This window comes from Corynebacterium ulceribovis DSM 45146 (genome assembly GCF_000372445.1).
Classification (GTDB): Bacteria; Actinomycetota; Actinomycetes; order Mycobacteriales; family Mycobacteriaceae; genus Corynebacterium; species Corynebacterium ulceribovis.
On the sequence record NZ_AQUY01000001.1, the window covers coordinates 705,760 to 725,099 of the forward strand.

16 protein-coding genes and 1 pseudogene are annotated in these 19,340 nt (G+C 59.9%); 9 read left to right on the forward strand and 8 right to left on the reverse strand.

Going from position 1 to position 19,340, the window contains the following annotated elements; genetic code table 11:
• Window positions 1-18 precede the first annotated feature (18 nt).
• Window positions 19-2,019 (reverse strand): OPT family oligopeptide transporter, encoded by a 2,001-nt coding sequence (locus A3EC_RS0103260; RefSeq protein WP_018023736.1) that lies wholly within the window; start codon window positions 2,017-2,019, stop codon window positions 19-21.
• Window positions 2,020-2,206: 187 nt separating this feature from the next.
• Here A3EC_RS0103260 and A3EC_RS0103265 point away from each other — a divergent pair, with 187 nt between their 5' ends.
• Together A3EC_RS0103265 and A3EC_RS0103270 are read left to right on the forward strand one after the other, a co-directional pair.
• The gene (locus tag A3EC_RS0103265) at window positions 2,207-2,560 is read left to right on the forward strand and encodes a hypothetical protein (protein ID WP_018023737.1); all 354 of its coding nucleotides are present in this window, start codon (window positions 2,207-2,209) and stop codon (window positions 2,558-2,560) included.
• The gene (locus A3EC_RS0103270) at window positions 2,557-3,672 is read left to right on the forward strand and encodes a hypothetical protein (protein WP_018023738.1); all 1,116 of its coding nucleotides are present in this window, start codon (window positions 2,557-2,559) and stop codon (window positions 3,670-3,672) included. The genes A3EC_RS0103265 and A3EC_RS0103270 overlap by 4 nt, the downstream gene beginning before the upstream one ends.
• 41 nt (window positions 3,673-3,713) lie before the next feature.
• On the opposite strand, the gene A3EC_RS13160 is transcribed toward A3EC_RS0103270, so the two are convergent.
• Window positions 3,714-4,379, reverse strand: a complete 666-nt coding sequence (locus A3EC_RS13160; RefSeq protein WP_051060976.1) for a hypothetical protein — start codon at window positions 4,377-4,379, stop codon at window positions 3,714-3,716.
• Window positions 4,380-4,461: 82 nt separating this feature from the next.
• Here A3EC_RS13160 and A3EC_RS0103280 point away from each other — a divergent pair, with 82 nt between their 5' ends.
• Window positions 4,462-5,817: a cutinase family protein gene (locus tag A3EC_RS0103280; RefSeq protein WP_018023740.1), complete on the forward strand. Its 1,356-nt coding sequence runs from the start codon at window positions 4,462-4,464 to the stop codon at window positions 5,815-5,817.
• A 24-nt stretch (window positions 5,818-5,841) separates the two neighbouring features.
• Window positions 5,842-7,179 (forward strand): cutinase family protein, encoded by a 1,338-nt coding sequence (locus A3EC_RS0103285; protein WP_018023741.1) that lies wholly within the window; start codon window positions 5,842-5,844, stop codon window positions 7,177-7,179.
• Window positions 7,180-7,229: 50 nt separating this feature from the next.
• Here the strand turns inward: A3EC_RS0103285 and pflA are convergent, their stop codons facing one another.
• The 4 genes and pseudogenes from pflA to A3EC_RS0103310 all read right to left on the reverse strand — a co-directional run bounded on the left by pflA (window position 7,230) and on the right by A3EC_RS0103310 (window position 12,502).
• On the reverse strand, window positions 7,230-8,108 hold the full coding sequence (pflA, locus tag A3EC_RS0103290; protein WP_026162148.1) for a pyruvate formate-lyase-activating protein: 879 nt from the start codon (window positions 8,106-8,108) through the stop codon (window positions 7,230-7,232).
• Window positions 8,109-8,121: 13 nt separating this feature from the next.
• Window positions 8,122-10,497, reverse strand: a pseudogene (gene pflB / locus A3EC_RS0103300) (formate C-acetyltransferase).
• A gap of 101 nt (window positions 10,498-10,598) precedes the next feature.
• A complete protein-coding gene (locus A3EC_RS0103305; RefSeq protein WP_018023745.1) occupies window positions 10,599-11,804 on the reverse strand; it encodes an MFS transporter in 1,206 nt (401 codons plus the stop codon).
• Window positions 11,801-12,502, reverse strand: a complete 702-nt coding sequence (locus tag A3EC_RS0103310; RefSeq protein ID WP_018023746.1) for an IclR family transcriptional regulator — start codon at window positions 12,500-12,502, stop codon at window positions 11,801-11,803. The genes A3EC_RS0103305 and A3EC_RS0103310 overlap by 4 nt, the downstream gene beginning before the upstream one ends.
• Window positions 12,503-12,577: 75 nt before the next feature.
• On the opposite strand from A3EC_RS0103310, the gene leuC reads away from it, so the two are divergent.
• The 3 genes from leuC to A3EC_RS11235 all read left to right on the forward strand — a co-directional run bounded on the left by leuC (window position 12,578) and on the right by A3EC_RS11235 (window position 15,186).
• Window positions 12,578-14,017: a 3-isopropylmalate dehydratase large subunit gene (leuC, locus tag A3EC_RS0103315; RefSeq protein WP_018023747.1), complete on the forward strand. Its 1,440-nt coding sequence runs from the start codon at window positions 12,578-12,580 to the stop codon at window positions 14,015-14,017.
• Between the two features lie 41 nt (window positions 14,018-14,058).
• Window positions 14,059-14,655 carry a 3-isopropylmalate dehydratase small subunit gene (gene leuD / locus A3EC_RS0103320; protein ID WP_018023748.1) on the forward strand — a complete coding sequence of 199 codons (597 nt, stop codon included), beginning with the start codon at window positions 14,059-14,061 and terminating at the stop codon, window positions 14,653-14,655.
• Window positions 14,656-14,832: 177 nt separating this feature from the next.
• Window positions 14,833-15,186 (forward strand): HU family DNA-binding protein, encoded by a 354-nt coding sequence (locus A3EC_RS11235; RefSeq protein ID WP_051060977.1) that lies wholly within the window; start codon window positions 14,833-14,835, stop codon window positions 15,184-15,186.
• A gap of 17 nt (window positions 15,187-15,203) precedes the next feature.
• Here the strand turns inward: A3EC_RS11235 and A3EC_RS0103330 are convergent, their stop codons facing one another.
• On the reverse strand, window positions 15,204-16,199 hold the full coding sequence (locus A3EC_RS0103330) for an NUDIX hydrolase (RefSeq protein ID WP_018023749.1): 996 nt from the start codon (window positions 16,197-16,199) through the stop codon (window positions 15,204-15,206).
• A gap of 73 nt (window positions 16,200-16,272) precedes the next feature.
• Between A3EC_RS0103330 and A3EC_RS0103335 the strand changes: the two genes are divergently transcribed.
• Both A3EC_RS0103335 and A3EC_RS0103340 read left to right on the forward strand, forming a co-directional pair.
• Window positions 16,273-17,271 carry an NAD(P)H-dependent glycerol-3-phosphate dehydrogenase gene (locus A3EC_RS0103335; protein WP_018023750.1) on the forward strand — a complete coding sequence of 333 codons (999 nt, stop codon included), beginning with the start codon at window positions 16,273-16,275 and terminating at the stop codon, window positions 17,269-17,271.
• 20 nt (window positions 17,272-17,291) lie between these two features.
• Complete coding sequence (locus A3EC_RS0103340; RefSeq protein WP_018023751.1) at window positions 17,292-18,392, forward strand: D-alanine--D-alanine ligase family protein; 1,101 nt, start codon at window positions 17,292-17,294, stop codon at window positions 18,390-18,392.
• Window positions 18,393-18,398: 6 nt separating this feature from the next.
• Here the strand turns inward: A3EC_RS0103340 and A3EC_RS11240 are convergent, their stop codons facing one another.
• A complete protein-coding gene (locus A3EC_RS11240; RefSeq protein WP_040427897.1) occupies window positions 18,399-19,322 on the reverse strand; it encodes a DUF3515 domain-containing protein in 924 nt (307 codons plus the stop codon).
• Window positions 19,323-19,340 lie beyond the last annotated feature (18 nt).

Genomic DNA, 19,340 nt, shown 5'->3' on the forward strand with positions numbered 1-19,340 from the left:
CGCCTATTTAGGGAACTACTAAGCGCTCTTGGTGGTCACTTTCTGCGCCCACTTGTACATGCCCGCGACCAGAACTGCGAAGAGCACAACCGCCAGTGGCTGGGCGAATGGTTCGTAGGAATCCGGCATGACCGCCAGTGCGTCACCGTTGCTGGTGGCGGCGATAATGCCGGCGTTTGCCACACCAAAGAGCGATTCACCAACAATCAGACCGGTGGCCATCAGCACACCCATCCGCTTGGTGAACTCCGGCTTCGCCTGACGCGCCGCCCACTTGTTGTACAGCAGACCCAGCGCTGCACCAATCGGCACAATCAGCGTCAGCGACACCGGCAGGTACATACCCATACCGACAGCCAACGGCGGAACACTGAACCGACCCTTGGAAACAGCACCGAGGATTTCATTGAACACAATGGCGGCGGCACCAATCAGAGCGCCCAAACCAATGAGGTTCCAGTCCAAGTTGTTGCCGAAAATGCCCTCCGCAACCGACGACAGCAGCGCCGCCTGCGGGGAAGCCAATGCGCCATCACCAGCACCAGGGGCCCCGACGAAACCGAAACCGGTCAGCATGAGCTGCAGCACCGGCGGAATAATCGCCGCGCCAAAGAGCACACCAATCACAAGAGCAACCTGCTGCTTCCACGGAGTCGCGCCTACCAGCTGGCCAGTCTTCAAATCCTGGAGGTTGTCGTTGGAAATCGTCGCAATGCCAAACACCACGGCCGTCGTGAACAAGGTGTAGGCCACCAATGCAGTTGGGTTCGTATCGGCTTCGTTGCCGGTAATCAGCTTGATCAGCAGCGCCGCGGAGATGACGACGATAATGCCGACACCAGAAATTGGGCTATTCGACGCACCAATCAGACCTGCCATGTAGCCACAAATACTGGCCACCACCAGGCCCAGGAACAGCACATAGAAGATCGACAGGGCAATCAGACCGCCCATGTGGTGGGTGACCGGCGAATCCTTCACGAACAGCCACAGCAGCAGACCAATCGGCAGCATCGACGCCAGCGTGACAATAACAACGGTGGAAAACGGCAAGTCACGCTCAGTGACAGGCACTTCCTGGCCATCGTGGCGGGCGCGGTTGCTCGCCAGCGACTCCCGAATGCCCTTGACTACCGGCGCAATAATCTTCACCAGCGTCCAAATCGCCGCTACCGCCATCGCACCGGCACCGATGAAGCGAACCTCAGAGGAGAAGACAGTGCTGACAATCTCGGAGATATCACCGGTAGCTGGAATCTGGTCGGCCGAGTAAATCGGCAGCAGCACACCGTAGGAAATCAGCAGACCAACAATCATCGCGATACCGACGGAAATACCGACCAAGTGGCCGATACCAATCAGGGCAAGCGAAACGGAGAAACCCGCGGTCGACGCGCCGGCACCAACGCGGAAGAACGCAGCCACGTTGCCAGCGAGGACCTTCATCGCGGCGAGCAGAGACAGCCCGGCCGATGCGAGGGCACCGACCAAAATCACCTTCAGGCCGCGGCGGTTTTCGTCAGCAGCTTCTTCGGTGTCGGCATTTTCATCGCCAACCTTCAGCACTTCCGCGGCGGCAACACCTTCTGGGAAGGGCAGGTCAGAGCCAGTGACCAAGGCGCGGCGCAGTGGGATGGAATATGTGACACCCAAAATGCCACCGAAGGCACAAACCGCGGCGGTGGTCCAGTATGGGAAGTTTTGCCACCAACCAATCATGACTAGGCCTGGCAGCACGAAAATGATTGCCGACAAGGTACCGGCGGCAGATGCAATGGTCTGCACAATATTGTTTTCCTGCACCGAGTGATTCTTGAAGCGGCGCAGTAGCGCCATCGAAATCACTGCAGCGGGAATGGAGGTGGCGAAGGTCAAACCGACGCGCAAACCTAGGTAAACGTTCGCGGCGGTGAACACCAAAGTGATGAGGCCACCGAGGATAACCGCACGGAGCGTGAGCTCGTGGAGCGGCTGGGAAGACGCGGGTTTCGCATCCTCCGAAAGCGCTTGTGGAGACATAATGTCAATCCTTTAAACCCCAGAATCTGGGGGACATGTGAATGGGTACCCAACAATTATGTGGCAAGAGGGTAGGAAAGTTACAAAAAGCGCAGTTAGAAAGCGGGCTGAATTTCTACAGCGCGAGGGAAAGTGTGTTCTATTTCCTTAAACTTGGGCTGTCGAAGTGCTGTGCTTTAGTAGCGGCATGGTCCTCATTTATTCCCCACCGCCCATTCCCGCCTTCTATCCACTGACTGGTGAGAACTTCTTCTTCCTCGACCCAGTCGGCCTGCGCACTGCTGCTGACAAGCTCGGCATTTCCGAATCTGCCTTGCCGCGAGAATTGCAGCTGCGCGGTGCTTCAGAACCAGAACCTGACACACTGAAAATGCTTGGCTTCCGCTGCGAAGTGCAGCCACAAGCTGTCACGACAGAACTCGATTTGAGCCAGCTGAATTGGACGTCGGAAAGCCGAGCATCCCACGAGTTCGTTTCGCATCGCAGAACGATGCTTTGGGACGTCCATGCAGTCAACGTGGGCATATCAAGATCGGATTGAGTGGCAAACCGACCCCTGAAGCGCTTGAAGCAGTCAGCGGTGCCCGACTAGACATGGACGAGTTCGACGAATTCGACGACGATAACGACGGAGAAGGCATTGAGCACGAAGAATGCTTCGTGCTGGACACATCAGAATGGTTCGCTGAGGGCAAGAACTTGCTGTTTTGGTTTGCCGTTCCGGGCGCTGACATGCCAATGGGGCTCCTGCTCGTCGACGAAAACTTGCGCGGTCTGTGCGATGTGGAAGACAGCGACCGTCTGACAGAGGACCACTTCCTACCAGCTCGTGATTGGCGGCCGAGAGTCGTTTTTCAAGAATGTGGTTACGAGGGCTCGGTACTTGCGCAGCTACGTGAGTATTTCGCACCGGAAAACGTCGACGAGATTTTTCAGTCCGTCGAACGGGGTGTCAAGACTGTTGAATCGTCTGTGGTTCCCTCAGAATCCGACTTCGTCATTCCGGACGAGTACGCGGATGCGGCCCGCGCTTTGGAAAAGCACCTAGGTCCGGATGCAGCGCGAACTATCATCTTCGAAAAATGTTTTAGCCCAACCAAAACAGTGGTTGACGAAGACGATGAACTGCGAGGATATAGCTTCCGCGAGTATTACTACTTGAGAGAAAAGTTGTCGCATCAAGAGGAGCGCTGGAAGCGAGTCGATGGATTGGCGATGTTCGAAGACGCGGACCCTGAATCGCGGGAAGAGCCAGTCTTTGCAGTTATTGGAGACGTCGAAGACTTTCCACACTCAAGCCTTCTTCCAGGCGGGGCCATGTTGGATCTCGATTGTGCAAACCAGAACCTATTCGGTTTCGTCTGGACCGATGACGTGGAGCCAGGCCAAGCAACACTGTGGGTGCTCGAGCCGAACACCGGACCACTCGTATTGGACCACTTCCCAACCTATGTCCGCTGCGACCTAGGATTGGGATTCGTCGACACCCTCAAACTTGTTGAGCTATGGCGTTACTTCCAGAGGTTCTACGAACGAACCACCTGGGAATGGCTATATCAAAATCGTCGGCTTGAGCTCTACGGTCTGTTCCGGAGCCTTGTAGCGCAATACCTGCCAGTCAAAGAGATGAACTCCGTCTGGCCAGCGCTGTAGCTGCATGTATCACCGCGCCTGAGAGGGATGCCTTACACCCACTAGTACATGTACACGCCGGCGTTATTGCCGCCGCGACAAGTAATGAGTTTGTCCCCGTCCACTGTGCAGGCCATTTCATAGGTCTGGCCGGTGGTAGGGCTTTTGACGTTGACCGTCCTCGGCAGCGTCAATCGCACATTCTCAGTCGTTGCGTTTACGCCGCGGGTGAGCTCGTCGCCGACGGCTTTCACAAAGTCACAACTGGTATTCGGGGCTCCTGCCCACACATGCGTGCCCCAACCGTCGCCGACCACACACGCAGTGGCTGACATGTTGCCAATCTGCAGCTTGTCGCCATTCTTTAAGCCCGCCGCAAGCTGATCCATTATCTGCTTGCCAGCGCCTTGCCCGCCAGAGCTTGGCGACTGCTTCGGTTTATCTGGGGAAGCGGGCGGGTTCGCAGGTGACGGCTCACCGGAAAAGAAACTATCGGGCTTCTTCTCGTCCTTCTTATTGGACTCATCGGCGCTCTTATCCGCCTTGCTTTCGCCAGCGGATGACCCTTCGCCCCGAGCGTCGGACTGCTCCACGGTCACGGTGGTGGTGCCGCCAGCTGACTGCTGGTTGTCATTGTCAGTGCACCCCGCCAGCGTCAGGGTAGCAGCGGAACACATGGCAATAGCAGCGGTGAGCAGTGAACGGCGGTGAGGCGAAGTGGCGGTCATGCCCCAATTGTAGGAAGCCACCGACCACAAAGCAGCACTATTTTTGCAACAAAAGTGTCTCAAATGACATAAGATGTCAGCTATGTGGCGAGCTTCCCGAATTCTGACCGCGTTCACCTCGGCTGTACTGGCATCGACCGCCCTGGTCGTTTCCGCATCGACAGCCCACGCAGCACCAGAGCTGAGCGCAGAAAAAGGACAGTCATCGCAACAGCCTGGCGGTAGGGAAGTCCTCCCACTGGCCTCGGAGCGCTGCGAGCCAGTGCACATTGTTGTCACTGCTGGCACGGGCGAATCCAACCCGGACGACAACCCGCGCCAAATCCGCGGCCTTGGCTCGGGCATCAACTTCACCCAGGACTTGCTCGATAGCTTCGATGGCATCAGCGCTTGGCAAACCCCATACAATGCCTCCGCAGGCATCCTTAGCTCCAATGGCGAATCCCGGGCCAAGCACTTCCTGCCGTACGCTGCCTCCAAGAAACAAGCCGCCACGGCGATCACTGAGCACCTCGCTGACCAGAAAGCACGCTGCCCCGGCACCTCATTTATTCTTGCTGGCTACTCACAAAGTGCAGACGCCGTCGGCGATGTCCTAGCCGATATCAGCGCCGGAAAGGTGACGATTACCCCAGAGGATATCGCGGGGGCGTACCTTCTCGGCGACCCTGCTCGCAGCGACCTCGGCGCCACCCTCACGCCCACCGCGAAAGCCACAAGTAGTGGCTCCGACGGCATTGTCACCACTGCCGGTGCTGTTCTCATTCCGCTCGACCAAGGCTTGCCACGCAAAACCAGTCACGGCCTGACCGGCAACCGGCCCGATGGTGCATTCGCGAACCTGCCGGGGAAAGTTCGCCAACTCTGCGCCAAAGATGACAAAGCCTGCGCCGTCCTGCCGGATGAACCCAGTGCCCGCATCGGCGCCCACGCCTCACGCCCGGCCGCTGTGCATCCGGACTACTACAGCGCGGTATCCCTGAAACAGATGCAAGCAAACGGCAGCTTCGCCCGAGCCATCGGCTCGCACGCGACTGCACTCATGGCAGCAATCACCTTTGGCGACCTGGTAGCCGTCAAAAAGCAATTTGAACGTGCAGCCCGCACGCCGGGGTTGACGAAGGGGGAGCGGGCCACGCTTCGGCTCACCGGGGTGGAGCTGGCTGAGTTGATGGGGTCGGCGCGGATTAAAATCCCGGAGCGTCATGTCACTGGTGTGTCGGATGTTGACCGAGTGATTGATGTGCTTGATTCCCTCGCCGATAGCGACAATGGCCTGGGAAAACTCGGGGAAATCAGGGCGTTCCCAGAAGCCCACGGCGCCTACACCGGCAACGAAGGCAAAGCCGCAACGATCGGCGGAGTGCGGGTAGATCAGTGGATCGCGGCGGACATGGCGGCCCTGGCAACACAGCACGGGGCACGGACAGCAAAATAGCAGCAGTGCCCTAAGATATAGGGCATGTCGTACGCCTTTCACCTTGCTTCTCCGGCGGCGGGCACCCGAATTCGGGCGGCCCTCGCCACAGTCCTCGGCACCTTCGCAGTCTGCACTTTAGGCGTCAGCACACCCGCCGCCACCGCAGGAACCGCGGACGAACCCGCTACCGCGGCACCGGCAGACGCGAAATGCGCAAAAGTGCACCTGGTGACCACCGCTGGGACGAATGAATCCAGCCCGAAGGACGACCCCAACGACATCATTGGCCTCGCCAACGGCGTGAACTTCACCAAAAATATTGCCGACCGCTACCAAGATGTCAGCGCCTGGCAGACCCCCTACAATGCCTCCGTTGGCGTGCTGAACTCCGTGTCGGAACCCCGCGGCGAAAAGTTCTACCCGCTGGTGATCTCCAAAGCTGAAGGCATCGCCAAAGTCACCGAACACCTGAAAGCGAAGAAGGCACAGTGCCCGGATATCAAATTCGTGCTCAGCGGGTTCTCCCAAGGAGCTGCCGTCACCAGCGACGTCCTCGAAGCTATTTCTGCAGGTAAGGGTCCCATTCAACCTGATGACGTTGCCGGGGCCTACGTCATCTCCGCGCCGAAACGCAGCCCGCTGCGCCTAGGACTCGCCACCACCAACACCGGCACCCGCGGCGTGCCAACCCAAGCCGGCGCCATCCTCATCCCCGTCGACCAGGGCATCCCACCGGTCGGCACCCGCGGCGTCTCCGGAAGCAAACCCGCCGGTGCATTCGCGAAGCTGCCCGGCAAAGTCCGCCAATTCTGCGCCCCCGAAGACATTGTCTGCTCCTCGTACCCCGACCAGCCTGCCGCCAAAGTCGCGGCCGCCGAAGAACTGCGCACCGAATTCCACCCGGACTACCACGTGGCAGTATCCCTGCAGTCCATGCTTAATGACGGAAGCGCCGCCCGCGCTTTGGCGCCGCACGCTAGCAAAATCCTGTACGCCATCACACACGGCGAATACACACATATCCGGAACCTATTTAATACTGCCGCTCGGGCACCAGGCCTGAGTGAAGGCCAGCGCGCTACCTTGCGCCTGACCGGTCTGGAAATCACCGAAGCGATGATCGCTTCCGAAGTTACGATCACCGAACACGACATCACCGGCAACCATGACATTGACCGGCTGTTGACGCTTCTGGAGACCGCACAAGACCCGAACCATGGGCTCGGGAAAACACTCAAACTGGTTGTCTTCGTGGAAGAGCACACCTCCTACATGGGCGGCGGACTGTTCAAAGAAGTCACCATCGGTGGCGTGCGCGTGGACCGCTGGATTGAACGGGATATGAACACCCTGGTGCGCCAGTACGGCGCACGCCACTAGCACGATCCCTGTCGGGGCAGGATCGGGCACATTCTCATATACCTCGAGGGCTAGTACACCTCGAGGCCACGGGAGCGGAATACCTCCCGCGCCGCTGCCACCGACTCCGGAGTCGGCGGCTTGGTATCCCGCAGGCGATACGCCATCCCCAGGTGCTCCCACTTATCGGTCGCCATATTGTGAAACGGCAACACTTCCACACGCTCGACATTGCTGCGCCAACGCGCAACAATGTCAGCGACCGCCGCAATATTCTCCGGCGCATCCGTCAGACCCGGTACCAGCACAAACCGCACCCAGACGCGTTTGCCCAGTTGGTTGAGCCGGTCACCGAAATCAATAGTGGGTTGCAAATTTCGGCCACCGGTCACGTCACGGTAGAGCTCTGGGATACCCGACTTCACGTCCAGCAACACCAAGTCCACGTTGGCCAGGTCTTCGTCACTAAGCCTTTTCCCCAAAAACCCTGAGGTATCGATGGTGGTGTGAATACCCGCCGCGTGCACCTCCGCTAAGATGCGGCGGGCGAACGCAATCTGAAACAGCGGCTCCCCGCCGGATAGCGTCAAGCCGCCGCCGGTGGCGCGGAAAACGGAGCGGTAGCGCTTGGCTTTGGCGACAATGTCGCTGGCGCGTTCGACGGTGCCTTCAAGCATCCGCATGGTGTCCGGATTGTGGCAATACTGGCAGCGCAGCGGGCAGCCCGACAGGAACACCGTCAGGCGAGTGCCCGGGCCGTCGACCGCGGTGACCAATTCCCAGGAATGCACCATGCCGACTTCGCCGGTGTTGCGGGCAGCCAGCAGCGCAGAACGGGAGAGCTCCTCCACGTCGTCAGCGTCATCGACGCCCAACCCCTGGGCGTTGCCACGCCGACGCGGCCCGCAACCAGGGGATATGGTCACTGTGGTGTTGACACCATCAGCCACAAACACTGCCTCCTTACGCCGACTGGTGGAAGGTGCGTGCCAGCACGTCCTGCTGCTGTTCCTTCGTCAACTTCACAAAGTTCACCGCGTAGCCAGACACCCGAACAGTCAAATTCGGGTAGTTCTCTGGATTCGCCATCGCATCTTCCAACGTGTTCTTATCCAGCACATTGATATTGGCGTGATACAGGCCCGCATCCTGCTCATTGGCGGTGCGGCTGGCCTTCATATCGGCCATGCGTTCGTCGAAAGTTTTCTTGGACACAGGGTTCTCCTAGTTCTCGTCCGGGGTTGGGGTCTCGTCCATGATGAAGCCGGCATCCAAAATGCCGACCAAGTTACCGACCTGCTCGTCCTTCGTGCGACCCAGGCCAGATGGGGTGATGGTGTTGGTCAGCGAAATGCCATCCAACGCGTCGTTGTAGTCCAACTTGCCCACCGACAACATGGAGGCAACCATGCCGTGGGTATCCGCGCCGTTCTCAGGGTTCGCACCTGGGCTAAATGGGGTACCAGCCTGGTGTCCCGATGGGAAGGAACCGGTGGCCTTGCCGTAGACGACGTTGGAGGTAATCGTCAGCACCGACTGTGTTGGGATGGCATCGCGGTACATCGGAATCTCATTGAGTTTCGCCATCACGGTGTGCACAATCGTCGCGGCGATATCATCAGCGCGGTCATCGTCATTGCCGTAGCGCGGGAAGTCACCCTCGGTGATGTAATCGACAACCAGCCCAGAATCATCGCGCACTGGGGTGACCTTGGCGTACTTAATCGCCGAGAGGGAGTCAGCCACAATCGACAGCCCTGCGATGCCGCAACCCATGGTGCGCACAATGTCGGAGTCATGCAGCGCCATCTCCATCGCCTCATAGGCGTAGCGGTCGTGGCAGTAGTGGATGATGTTCAGCGCCTCGACGTAGGTGCCAATGACCCAGTCGAGCATGTCCTCGAACTTGTCCCACACCTCGTCAAAGTTCAGCGGGCCCTCAGCGGTAATCGGTTCGAACTCGCCCGCCGCAGTAATCTGCTTGCCGGAGACTTCATCGCGGCCACCGTTAATGGCATAAAGCAGGGACTTTGCGCAGTTAACGCGGGCGCCGAAGAACTGCATCTGCTTACCGACAGCCATCGGGGAGACGCAGCAGGCAATCGCGGCGTCATCGCCCCAGCGGTCCCGGATCTGCTTATCCGATTCGTACTGCAGCGACGACGTTTCAATGGACACCGCGGAGCAGAACTCTTTATAGCCTTCCGGCAGCTGCGGGTCCCAGAAAATGGTGATGTTTGGTTCCGGGGCTGGGCCCAGGTTCCGGAGCGTTTGCAGCAGCCGGAAGGACGTTTTCGTCACCAAGCTCCGGCCATCTTCGGAAAAACCAGCGTCCGACCAGGTGGCCCAGTATGGGTCGCCGGAGAAAATCTGGTCATAGGACTGTGTGCGCAAGAAACGGACAATGCGCAGCTTAATCACCAGCTGGTCAATGATTTCCTGTGCGTCAAGCTCCGTGATCCGGCCGGCGGCCAAATCCCGTTCAAAGTAAATGTCAAAGAATGCGGATAGGCGGCCGAAGGACATGGCCGCACCGTCTTGGCTTTTCACCGCGCCGAGGTAGGCGAAGTAGGTCCACTGCACAGCTTCCTGGGCGGTGGTCGCTGGCTCGGAAATATCAAAACCGTAGGTCTGCGCCATGGCTTTGAGTTTCTTCAGCGCGCGGATCTGCTCGGAGTGCTCTTCCCGGAACCGGGCCCAGTGTTCGGAAAACGGCTGGTCCGCCACCGAATCCTTCGCAACTTCCTTCTCGGCAATCAGTGCGTCGACACCGTAGAGCGCCACGCGGCGGTAGTCGCCGATGATGCGGCCACGGCCATAAGCATCCGGCAGGCCAGTGACAATGTGCGAGGAGCGGGCGGCGCGGATCCGTGGGGTGTAGATGTCGAAGACAGCGTCATTGTGGGTCTTGCGGTAGCGGGTGAAAATTTCCTTTACCCGCGGATTGACCTCTTTACCGGCTTCTTTGATGGCGGTTTCCACCATGCGCCAGCCGCCGTTGGGCATCATGGCGCGTTTGGTCGGCACATCGGTTTGCAGGCCGACAATGATGTCATCGTCTTCGCTGATGTATCCAGCGGGGAAGGCGTCGACATCTGCTGGGGTATCAGTGTCGACGTCATAAACGCGGCGCTGACGTTCCACTTCCAGGTAGTTCTGGTCCAGGTATTCCCATAGGCGCGTGGTCTTTTCGGTGGCGCCTTCTAGGAAGCTGGCATCGCCGTCATATGGCGTGTAGTTGCGCTGGATGAAGTCGCGGACGTCGATCTTTTCCTGCCATGGTCCGGCAGCAAATCCGTCCCAACCGGTGTGGGTGGTGGTTGACGTTGTACTGGTCAACGGTCATCCCTTCTTCTGCGTTCAGTTCTCCTTTCAATTGTGCGCCTTCCGCACGTTTTCTTCCACTTATTGACGTATTGGCGGCTACGCGGCTGACCTGGCTATTCTTCCCCAGCGCGGTGTAAGTCACGTTCTGGTACTAATACGAATGCCGCGGCGGGGCTCACAGCGAGCAGTGCCCACATCGCTGGGAAGCCAACGGCGCCAACTAAAAGCCCGGCAACGGGTGGGGCGGCGGAGTAGACAATGTTCTGGAACGTGTTCTGCAGACCCATGCTGCGGCCCGACCACAGCGGCCCGGCGTATTCGGCAACTGCCGTAAACGCCAGGCCATTGTCGGCGACGGCACCGACGGATAGGCACACCATGGCGACGACTGCGAGTTCGGTCCAGCCGAGCCAGGACGCCCCGGCTACTACGACTGCAGACAGGAATGTGCCCCCGGCGACCCAGCGGATGGGGCGCATGCGGGAGTGGACGCGGTCGGAGATGAAGCCGCCGAGGGCGCGGCCACCGGCACCGAGGAACTGCGAGATAGTCACGAGCGCACCGGCGGTACCTGGCGTCCAGCCCAACGACATGAGCCACACCAACATGAAACTGCCGACAGTGGACTGCGGCGCCGAGAGCAGCGCGGAGGTCATGTGGATGCGCATAAGGTAGTTCGAGCCCTGGTAGGGGCTGGCGGCGGCAAGTGCTTCGGCCTCACTGCCACGTTCTGGGCGGTCGGGGTCGCGGATAATGAGGATGCATGCCAGCGCCACCACAGCGGTGTAGCTGGTGGCGGTGACCAGTGCCCAGCCGATGCTGTAGTTTGCGGCGACAAAGGGCAACACCAATGCGCCGAGACCTGCGGCCAGCGGCTGTGCCATCTGCCGAATACCCATGGCGAGGCCACGTTGGTGCGGCGGGTACCAGCCGGACACCACTCGGCCGGAGGCGGAGTTCACCGAGGCCGCGGCCATGCCGGACAGCAGCAGGCCGAAGGCGAGCATTAGCAGCTGGTCAAGGAATGCACCGGCAGCCGCAAGTGCACCGGAGACTGCAGTGAGCGACAGGCCAAGCCCCAGCACGAAACGCTCGCCGGTGCGGTCGACTACCCAGCCCCACAGCACCAAGGTCAGCACAATGCCGATGGCGGGCAGGGACGTAACTAGCGCCGCAGTGGGCAGCGCCAACCCTGTCGCCGTCAGAGCGGGGATGAGGTAAGGCACACCCATGTGGAAGAGGGATGCACCGACTTGACCAACTGTGGACGTCGCCAAGATGACATGGCGATAGTTGCCCTGGTAGTTGGTCTGACTCACAGCTGTTCCTCCATGGTGCGGGCGGCTTCTAAAACTGCGGCGCCCCACGTGTCGAAGGGGGTGCCGGTGACGCGGTCGGCAGGGCCAGAAACTGACAAGGCTGCGATGATGGGGCCGCCTTGGTAGATGGCGGCCGATACCGACGCGAGGCCGACCTCACGTTCTGCCATGGTAGCTGCCCAGCCGTCAGCGGCTGCTGCCGCAACATCGTCGACAGTAAAGCTGGCGTCACTAAGCACCTGTTTTTGTAATTCGGGTGCGGCGCCGGCAAGTAGCACTCGCGCGGCGGATCCGGCGGTCAGTGGTAGGCGCGCGCCGACGGGGACAACGTCGCGTAGGCCGGTGGTTGGCTCTAGGGAGGCGACGCAGACGCGCCAGGTGCCGTCCAGGATGTAGAGCTGGGCGGATTCTCCGGTGGCGGCAACGAGCTGTGGGAGCACTTTATTTGCTGCTTGCTGCAATACGGCAGGGGTGCTCGGCGCGAGTTCGAAGAGGGCGATGCCTGGTGCCCAGCGGCCGTTTGCGTCGCGGGTGAGGAAGCGGTGGCCTTCCAGTGCGGTGGCTAGGCGGTGCAAGGTGGCGCGGGGTAGGGAGGTGGCAGCGGCGAGTTCCGCCAGGTTCATGGGGTGTTGGTTGACGGTGTGCAAAATGCGGACGCATTTATCTAAGAGTTGAATACCGCTGCTATACTGTTCCACAGAATGATATTAACATTCCAGTAGGTGAGATTCACCCCAGTCGCCTGCACCCAGTCGCACACAACGGAGGTAAATATGACCGCGACGAATCCGGCACCCCGCACGCTGGCCGAAAAAGTTTGGGACGCACACGTTGTCACCCCAGGTGAAAACGGTGGCCCCGACTTGCTGTACATTGACCTCCACCTCGTCCACGAAGTGACCTCCCCACAGGCCTTCGACGGACTGCGCCTGGCAGGCCGCCAAGTGCGCCGCCCAGACCTGACCATCGCCACCGAAGATCACAACGTCCCGACCGACGTGGCTGGCGGCAAACTGGACCTTATCGTTGAGCCAACCTCCCGCACCCAAATCGCCACCCTGCGGAAAAACTGCGAAGAATTCGGCGTTCACCTCTACCCAATGGGGGATAAAGAACAAGGCATTGTGCACGTCGTTGGCCCGCAGCTGGGACTGACCCAGCCAGGCATGACCGTGGTGTGCGGTGACTCCCACACCTCCACCCACGGCGCATTTGGCTCCATCGCCTTTGGCATCGGCACCTCGGAAGTTGAGCACGTCCTGGCCACCCAGACGCTGCCACTGAAGCCATTTAAGACCATGGCTGTGGAAGTATCCGGCACCTTGAAGCCAGGCGTGACTGCTAAGGACCTCATCCTGGCGGTTATCGCCAAGATTGGTACCAACGGCGCACAGGGCCACATCATCGAATACCGCGGCACCGCCGTTGAACAGCTCTCGATGGAAGGCCGGATGACCATCTGCAACATGTCGATTGAAGCAGGTGCCCGCGCCGGTATGGTCGCCCCAGACCAAACCACCTTCGACTACGTCCAAGGCCGCCCACACGCACCGCAGGGTGCCGACTGGGACGCCGCAGTTGAATACTGGAAGAGCTTGCCGACGGATACCGACGCCGAATTCGACACCGTCGTCGAAATCGATGGCGACGCGCTGGAACCATTCGTCACCTGGGGCACCAACCCAGGCCAGGGCATCTCCCTGGGTGAAGCGGTCCCAGATCCAGAACTGATGTCGGATGCTTCTGAGCGTGCCGCCGCGGAATCTGCACTGGAATACATGGACCTGAAGGCCGGCACCCCAATGCGCGACATCCCAGTCGACGTAGTGTTCCTCGGCTCCTGCACCAACGCCCGCATCGAAGACCTGCGCGCCGCCGCAGACGTGCTGCGCGGCCACAAAGTTGCCGACTCGGTGCAGATGCTGGTGGTCCCAGGCTCGGCGAAGGTTCGCGAACAGGCCATCGAAGAAGGCCTCGACGAAGTGTTTACCGCCGCCGGAGCCGAATTCCGTCAACCAGGTTGCTCCATGTGCCTGGGCATGAACCCGGACCAGCTCAAGTCAGGCCAGCGCTCCGCCTCGACCTCTAACCGCAACTTCGAAGGCCGACAGGGCAAGGGCGGCCGCACCCACCTTGTCAGCCCAGTCGTGGCTGCTGCTACCGCTGTCGTGGGCCGCTTCGCATCCCCGGCAGACCTGGCAGCAACGGTCTAACGCCAACCACAACGTCGACAAGCACAATCTAAGGACCAAAAATGGAAAAGTTTACTTCCCACTCTGGCGTCGCCGTTCCACTGCAGCGTTCGGCCGTTGACACCGACCAGATCATCCCAGCGGTATACCTCAAGCGCGTCACCCGCAGCGGTTTCGATGACGGCCTGTTTGCCCGCTGGCGCAAAGACGACGACTTCGTGCTGAACCAGGATGCGTACAAGAATGGTTCGATTCTGGTTGCAGGCCCGGACTTCGGTACTGGTTCCTCCCGTGAACACGCCGTCTGGGCGCTGATGGACTACGGCTTCCGCGTCGTGTTTTCCTCCCGCTTCGCCGATATTTTCCGGGGCAACGCTGGCAAAGCAGGACTGCTGGCAGCGCAAATGGAACAAGGCGACATTGAACAGCTGTGGAAGCACCTGGAAAACAACCCAGGCGCATCCCTGACCGTCAACCTGGAAACCCGCACTGTTGAATCCGACGGCGACGACCCGCTGATGCTGCCATTCGATGTCGACGACTACACCCGCTGGCGGCTGATGGAAGGCCTCGATGACATTTCGCTGACCCTGCGCAATGAAGCAGACATCGAACAGTACGAAGCGAAGCGGCCTGCGTTTAAGCCAACTACCCGCTAACTCGCGAAGCGGACGGTCGGCGCAGCAACCGTGTGGTGATGCGGCCGTGGCTGGACAATGGGGCAGGGAAGTGAAAATGCTTGCCTGCCCTGCGACTTGGCGGTACTCGCGTTAGTGTGAGAGCTGAAAATACAGCGAAAAGGGCGTTAGCAGCCCACACACAGGTAAAGGGCCGTCATGAACAAAGCGGATCTGATTGCGGAACTGGCAACCCGGCTCGACGGAAACCAACGAACCGCCACCGCCGCCGTGGAAAACATGCTGGACATCATCGTCCGCACCGTCGCCGCCGGAGAATCCATCACCATCATGGGCTTCGGCACCTTTGAACGACGTGAACGCGCCACCCGCACCGCACGCAACCCGCACACCGGTGAAACCATCAAAGTGCCTGCGACCCTAGCCCCAGCCTTCCGGCCTGGGAACTACTTCCGCGAAGTAGTTCGCGACGGAATCGACAACGTCGAAAGCTCAGACGGCTCCGAAATCCTCGTCCGGCGCAGCAGCTCCCACGCCGGATTCGGAAAGTAAACCTTCCGTCGGACGGTTTACTTCACCGGCAGGACCGACTCCACATAGTCAGCGCCGACCAACTGGCCCTGGCTAAACGACAGCACCCACACCGAGCCCTTCTTCGCTGGGAACTCTTCCATCGGCAACGTGCCATTAGCCGACAACCACGCAATCATCTCCGGGATGACTGTGCCTTGGCCACAAATCACTGACGTGCCTCCTTCAGCCACCACCTGCTGGAAACGATTCTGCGCGGACACCATCTGCTCTATCCACGCGATATCACCAAAGAGCGGGTCGACAACAACCGGCAGCCCCAATTCGTCAGCAAGCGGGGAGACAGTAGTAATGCACCGGTCTGGCTCTGCCGAATACACCCGATCCGGGCAAAACGCCTGCAAGGTGGTGGCGAGCATTTCCGCTTGGCGGCGGCCCTTCTTATCCAGCGGACGCAGGTTATCGTCGCCCATCCAGGTTTTGCGCTGCAGTGCACGGCCATGACGCACATACAACACGCGCGCATCAACCACGAGGTCAAACCGCTTCTTCGCCTTATCCAGCACACCGGCATCCAAGTCGTAGCTCAGCAGATCACGGGCCTGGTCAATGGGCAACCACCGAATCTCATCAACTTCGTCGTTGGGCACAAACTCGCCGCCGGTGACTTCCGCAGTCCAGTACCACACAATTTTCGTGCGGTCGCCGACCGCATAGCTGACCTTGCCGAGCAGCTTCGACATCCGAATGTCGTAGCCAGTTTCCTCGGAAATTTCCCGCTGCGCCGTCTGAATCAGGTTCTCACCCGGATCCAATTTGCCCTTCGCCAGTGACCAATCGTCGTAATGCGGCCGGTGAATAACAGCAACTTCAATGCTGGCCGGGTTCTCCCGGTCGCCGCGCCACAACACTGCGCCGGCAGCGAAAGTCGGACGGGGCAGCCCCATACTCGGATCTTTCGGAATTGCCTGGTGGCGGCCGGTGAGGACGCGTTCGTTCTCGTTGTCTTTGTCAGTTTCATGGCTGTGCGGCATACATACAAGCCTACGGGTGTTTACTCACGTTAAGCTAGGTGACACATCCATACTGTGGCGAAAGGGAAGCGAAATGGTGGACATTGCTGTCATGGGCGCCGGCTCATGGGGGACCGTGCTGGCAAAAGTGTTCGCCGATGCTGGCAACCCCGTCACCTTGTGGGCCCGCCGCGAAGAACTCGCCGCACACATCAACAACGACCATCAAAACCCGGACTATTTACCGGAATTGACGCTGCCGGACAATATTGTTGCCACCACTGACGGCGCCGAAGCGCTCGCCGGCCGCGACATTGTGGTCCTCGCCGTGCCCTCCCAAACGCTGCGCAGCAACCTAGAACGCTGGGCAACAATCATCCCCAATAAAGCCACAATCCTCTCGCTAGCCAAAGGCATCGAACAGGACAGCCTGAAGCGAATGAGCCAAATCGTTGAAGAAGTCGGCGGCATCGAAACGGAACGCATCGCAGTGCTATCCGGGCCGAACTTGGCGCGGGAGGTGGGGCAGGAGCAGCCCGCTGCCACCGTCATTGCCTGCAGCGACGAAAACCGGGCGAAATTAGTGCAGTCCGCCCTGGCCGCGCCCTACTTCCGGCCCTATACCAACACCGATGTGGTTGGCTGTGAAATCGGCGGCGCCACCAAAAACGTCATTGCGCTGGCGTGCGGTATGGCCACCGGTAAAGGCCTCGGCGCGAACACTCTCGCCACGCTCATTACCCGCGGCCTTGCCGAAACCACCCGCCTCGGTGACGCTCTCGGTGCGAACCCGCGGACCTTCGCTGGGCTCGCTGGCCTCGGTGACCTCGTTGCCACCTGTACTTCCGAACTGTCCCGTAACCGCACTTTCGGCTACCGCCTAGGCCAAGGCGAAACGATGGCGCAGGCGCAGGAAGCTACGCACGGCCAGGTGGCTGAAGGCGTGGTGTCCTCCGAGTCGATTCACCGCCTTGCGCAGCAACATGGTGTGGAAATGCCGATTACCCAGGCCGTGCACGCAGTCTGCCACGAAGGCCTCAACGTCGATGACATGGTCACCATGTTGATGGGGCGCAGCCGCAAACCGGAGTAAACACGGAGTAAGCTGCCCACATGACTGATTCCCGCACAACAGTCGCCGTGGTGTACGGCGGCCGAAGCCCTGAGCACGAAGTGTCCTGTGTCTCCGCCGGAGCGATTATGTCGCACCTGGACGCCGACAAGTACAGAATTGTGCCCATCGCCATCACCCGCGCAGGCGTGTGGACCCTCGGCACCACCGACACCACCGCCCTGACCCGCCAGGGCCGCACCATGCCACAGGTGCGTGATGACGGAAGCGAGATCATTTTCTCCCACAACCCAGCACGCGCCGGGGAAATCCGCAGCATCACCGGTGAACTCATCGACACCATCGATGTCGTATTCCCAGCGCTCCACGGCCCCGACGGGGAAGACGGCACCATCCAAGGCTTCTTTGAACTGGCAGGCGTGCCCTATGTCGGCGCGGGTGTGCTGTGCTCGGCAGCTGGCATGGACAAGGAATACACCAAACGACTGCTTGCGCAGGGCGGCATCCCCGTAGGGCAGCAAGTGTTTGTCGACAGCATTGACGATGTACCACTGGAGCAGATTCATGCGCTTGGGCTGCCGGTGTTCGTCAAACCGGCGCGCGGCGGTTCCTCCATCGGCATTTCGAAAGTCGATGACTGGGCGCAGCTCGACGCCGCGATGCAGGAAGCCTTCGCTCACGACGACAAGGTTTTGGTTGAAGCGAACCTAGTCGGCGACGAAGTCGAATGCGGTGTGCTGCAACACCCAGACGGAACGCTGACTGCATCCGTGCCATCGCGCCTGCTGGATACGGAAAGCGGCGATGAAGGCTTCTACGGCTTCGACGCAAAATACTTAGACAATGTGGTCACCGCCGAGATCCCGGCGACTTTGCCTGAAGGCATGACGGAGCAGGTCCAAGATATGGCGAAGCGGGCGTTTCGCATTCTCGACGGCGAAGGGCTCTCCCGCGTGGACTTCTTTGTCACCGACAATGGGCCAGTGATTAATGAAGTCAACACACTGCCGGGCTTCACCCCAATTTCGATGTACCCGCAGATGATGGCGGCCAGCGGCGTTGCTTACGACGTATTGCTGGACACCTTGGTGCAGCGCGCTTTGGTGCGGTACCGCCAAGTCGAGCGGCTGCACGAACAGTAGCCCGACTTACTGGCCAGTTTTCTCCAGATTCGCGGCGATCGCATCGGACATCGCCGTGATGACGGTGTCACCTGCCGCATTCGGCATCGACAACGCCACATACTGCGCCCGGTCGACGGTGTACCACACACTCGAGGTCAAACCATTCGCCAGCTTGGTTTCCTCAAACCACACCACATCGTTGACCTGCTGCACCTGCTCACCAGCTTTGTAGTTCGCAGGCGCATCGACACCACACTTGACAACAATTGGCTCCACGCCCGGGGCAATCCACGCCATCGCGCCACCGGCGGTGTAATCGTCAACAAGCTCATAGTCGCCCATCTTCTTCGGCAGGGACGCCTTCATCTGGGCACACTTCGTGTCATCCTTCGCGGTGACATCCGACAGTGGCACCGGTGCGGTCTCTACCGGCGTATCAATGGCAACGTCGCCATCGCGCAGCGCCTTTTCCAGGTCCTTGAGCACATTGACGTCACGGCTCGCGGTCACCGCCACCGACGGGGTCTGCGACACCAAGTAGTAGGTCGCCAAATCCGAGCCTGGGGTGGTGTCGAACACCGGCAGCCACTTCAAACCATCGTTGTCCGTCAGCAGCGACAATTCGTTGTACTGCTCGGGGCGCTGCACACCACAGCGCAACGTGATCTGATCATCAGTAGTGCGCGTCCACGCCGCCACACCTGCCGGCGCCGGATCCAGAATGTCCTGGCGGTCATACTTACCTAATTTGTCCGGCAACTGCGCCATCAACGCCGAACACTGCGGCGAATCGGCCTGCGGCGACCCAATATCACTCAGAGCCACCGGCTGGTTCGTCGCACGTTCGTAAACAAACTTGCCCGCAACCAGCACCACAACCAAAAAAGTCAACGCCACACCAAGCGCAGCCCAAGCCCCCCAGCGACGGGGCGAATCTGAAGTAGTCATGCCCAAAGTGTACAAATA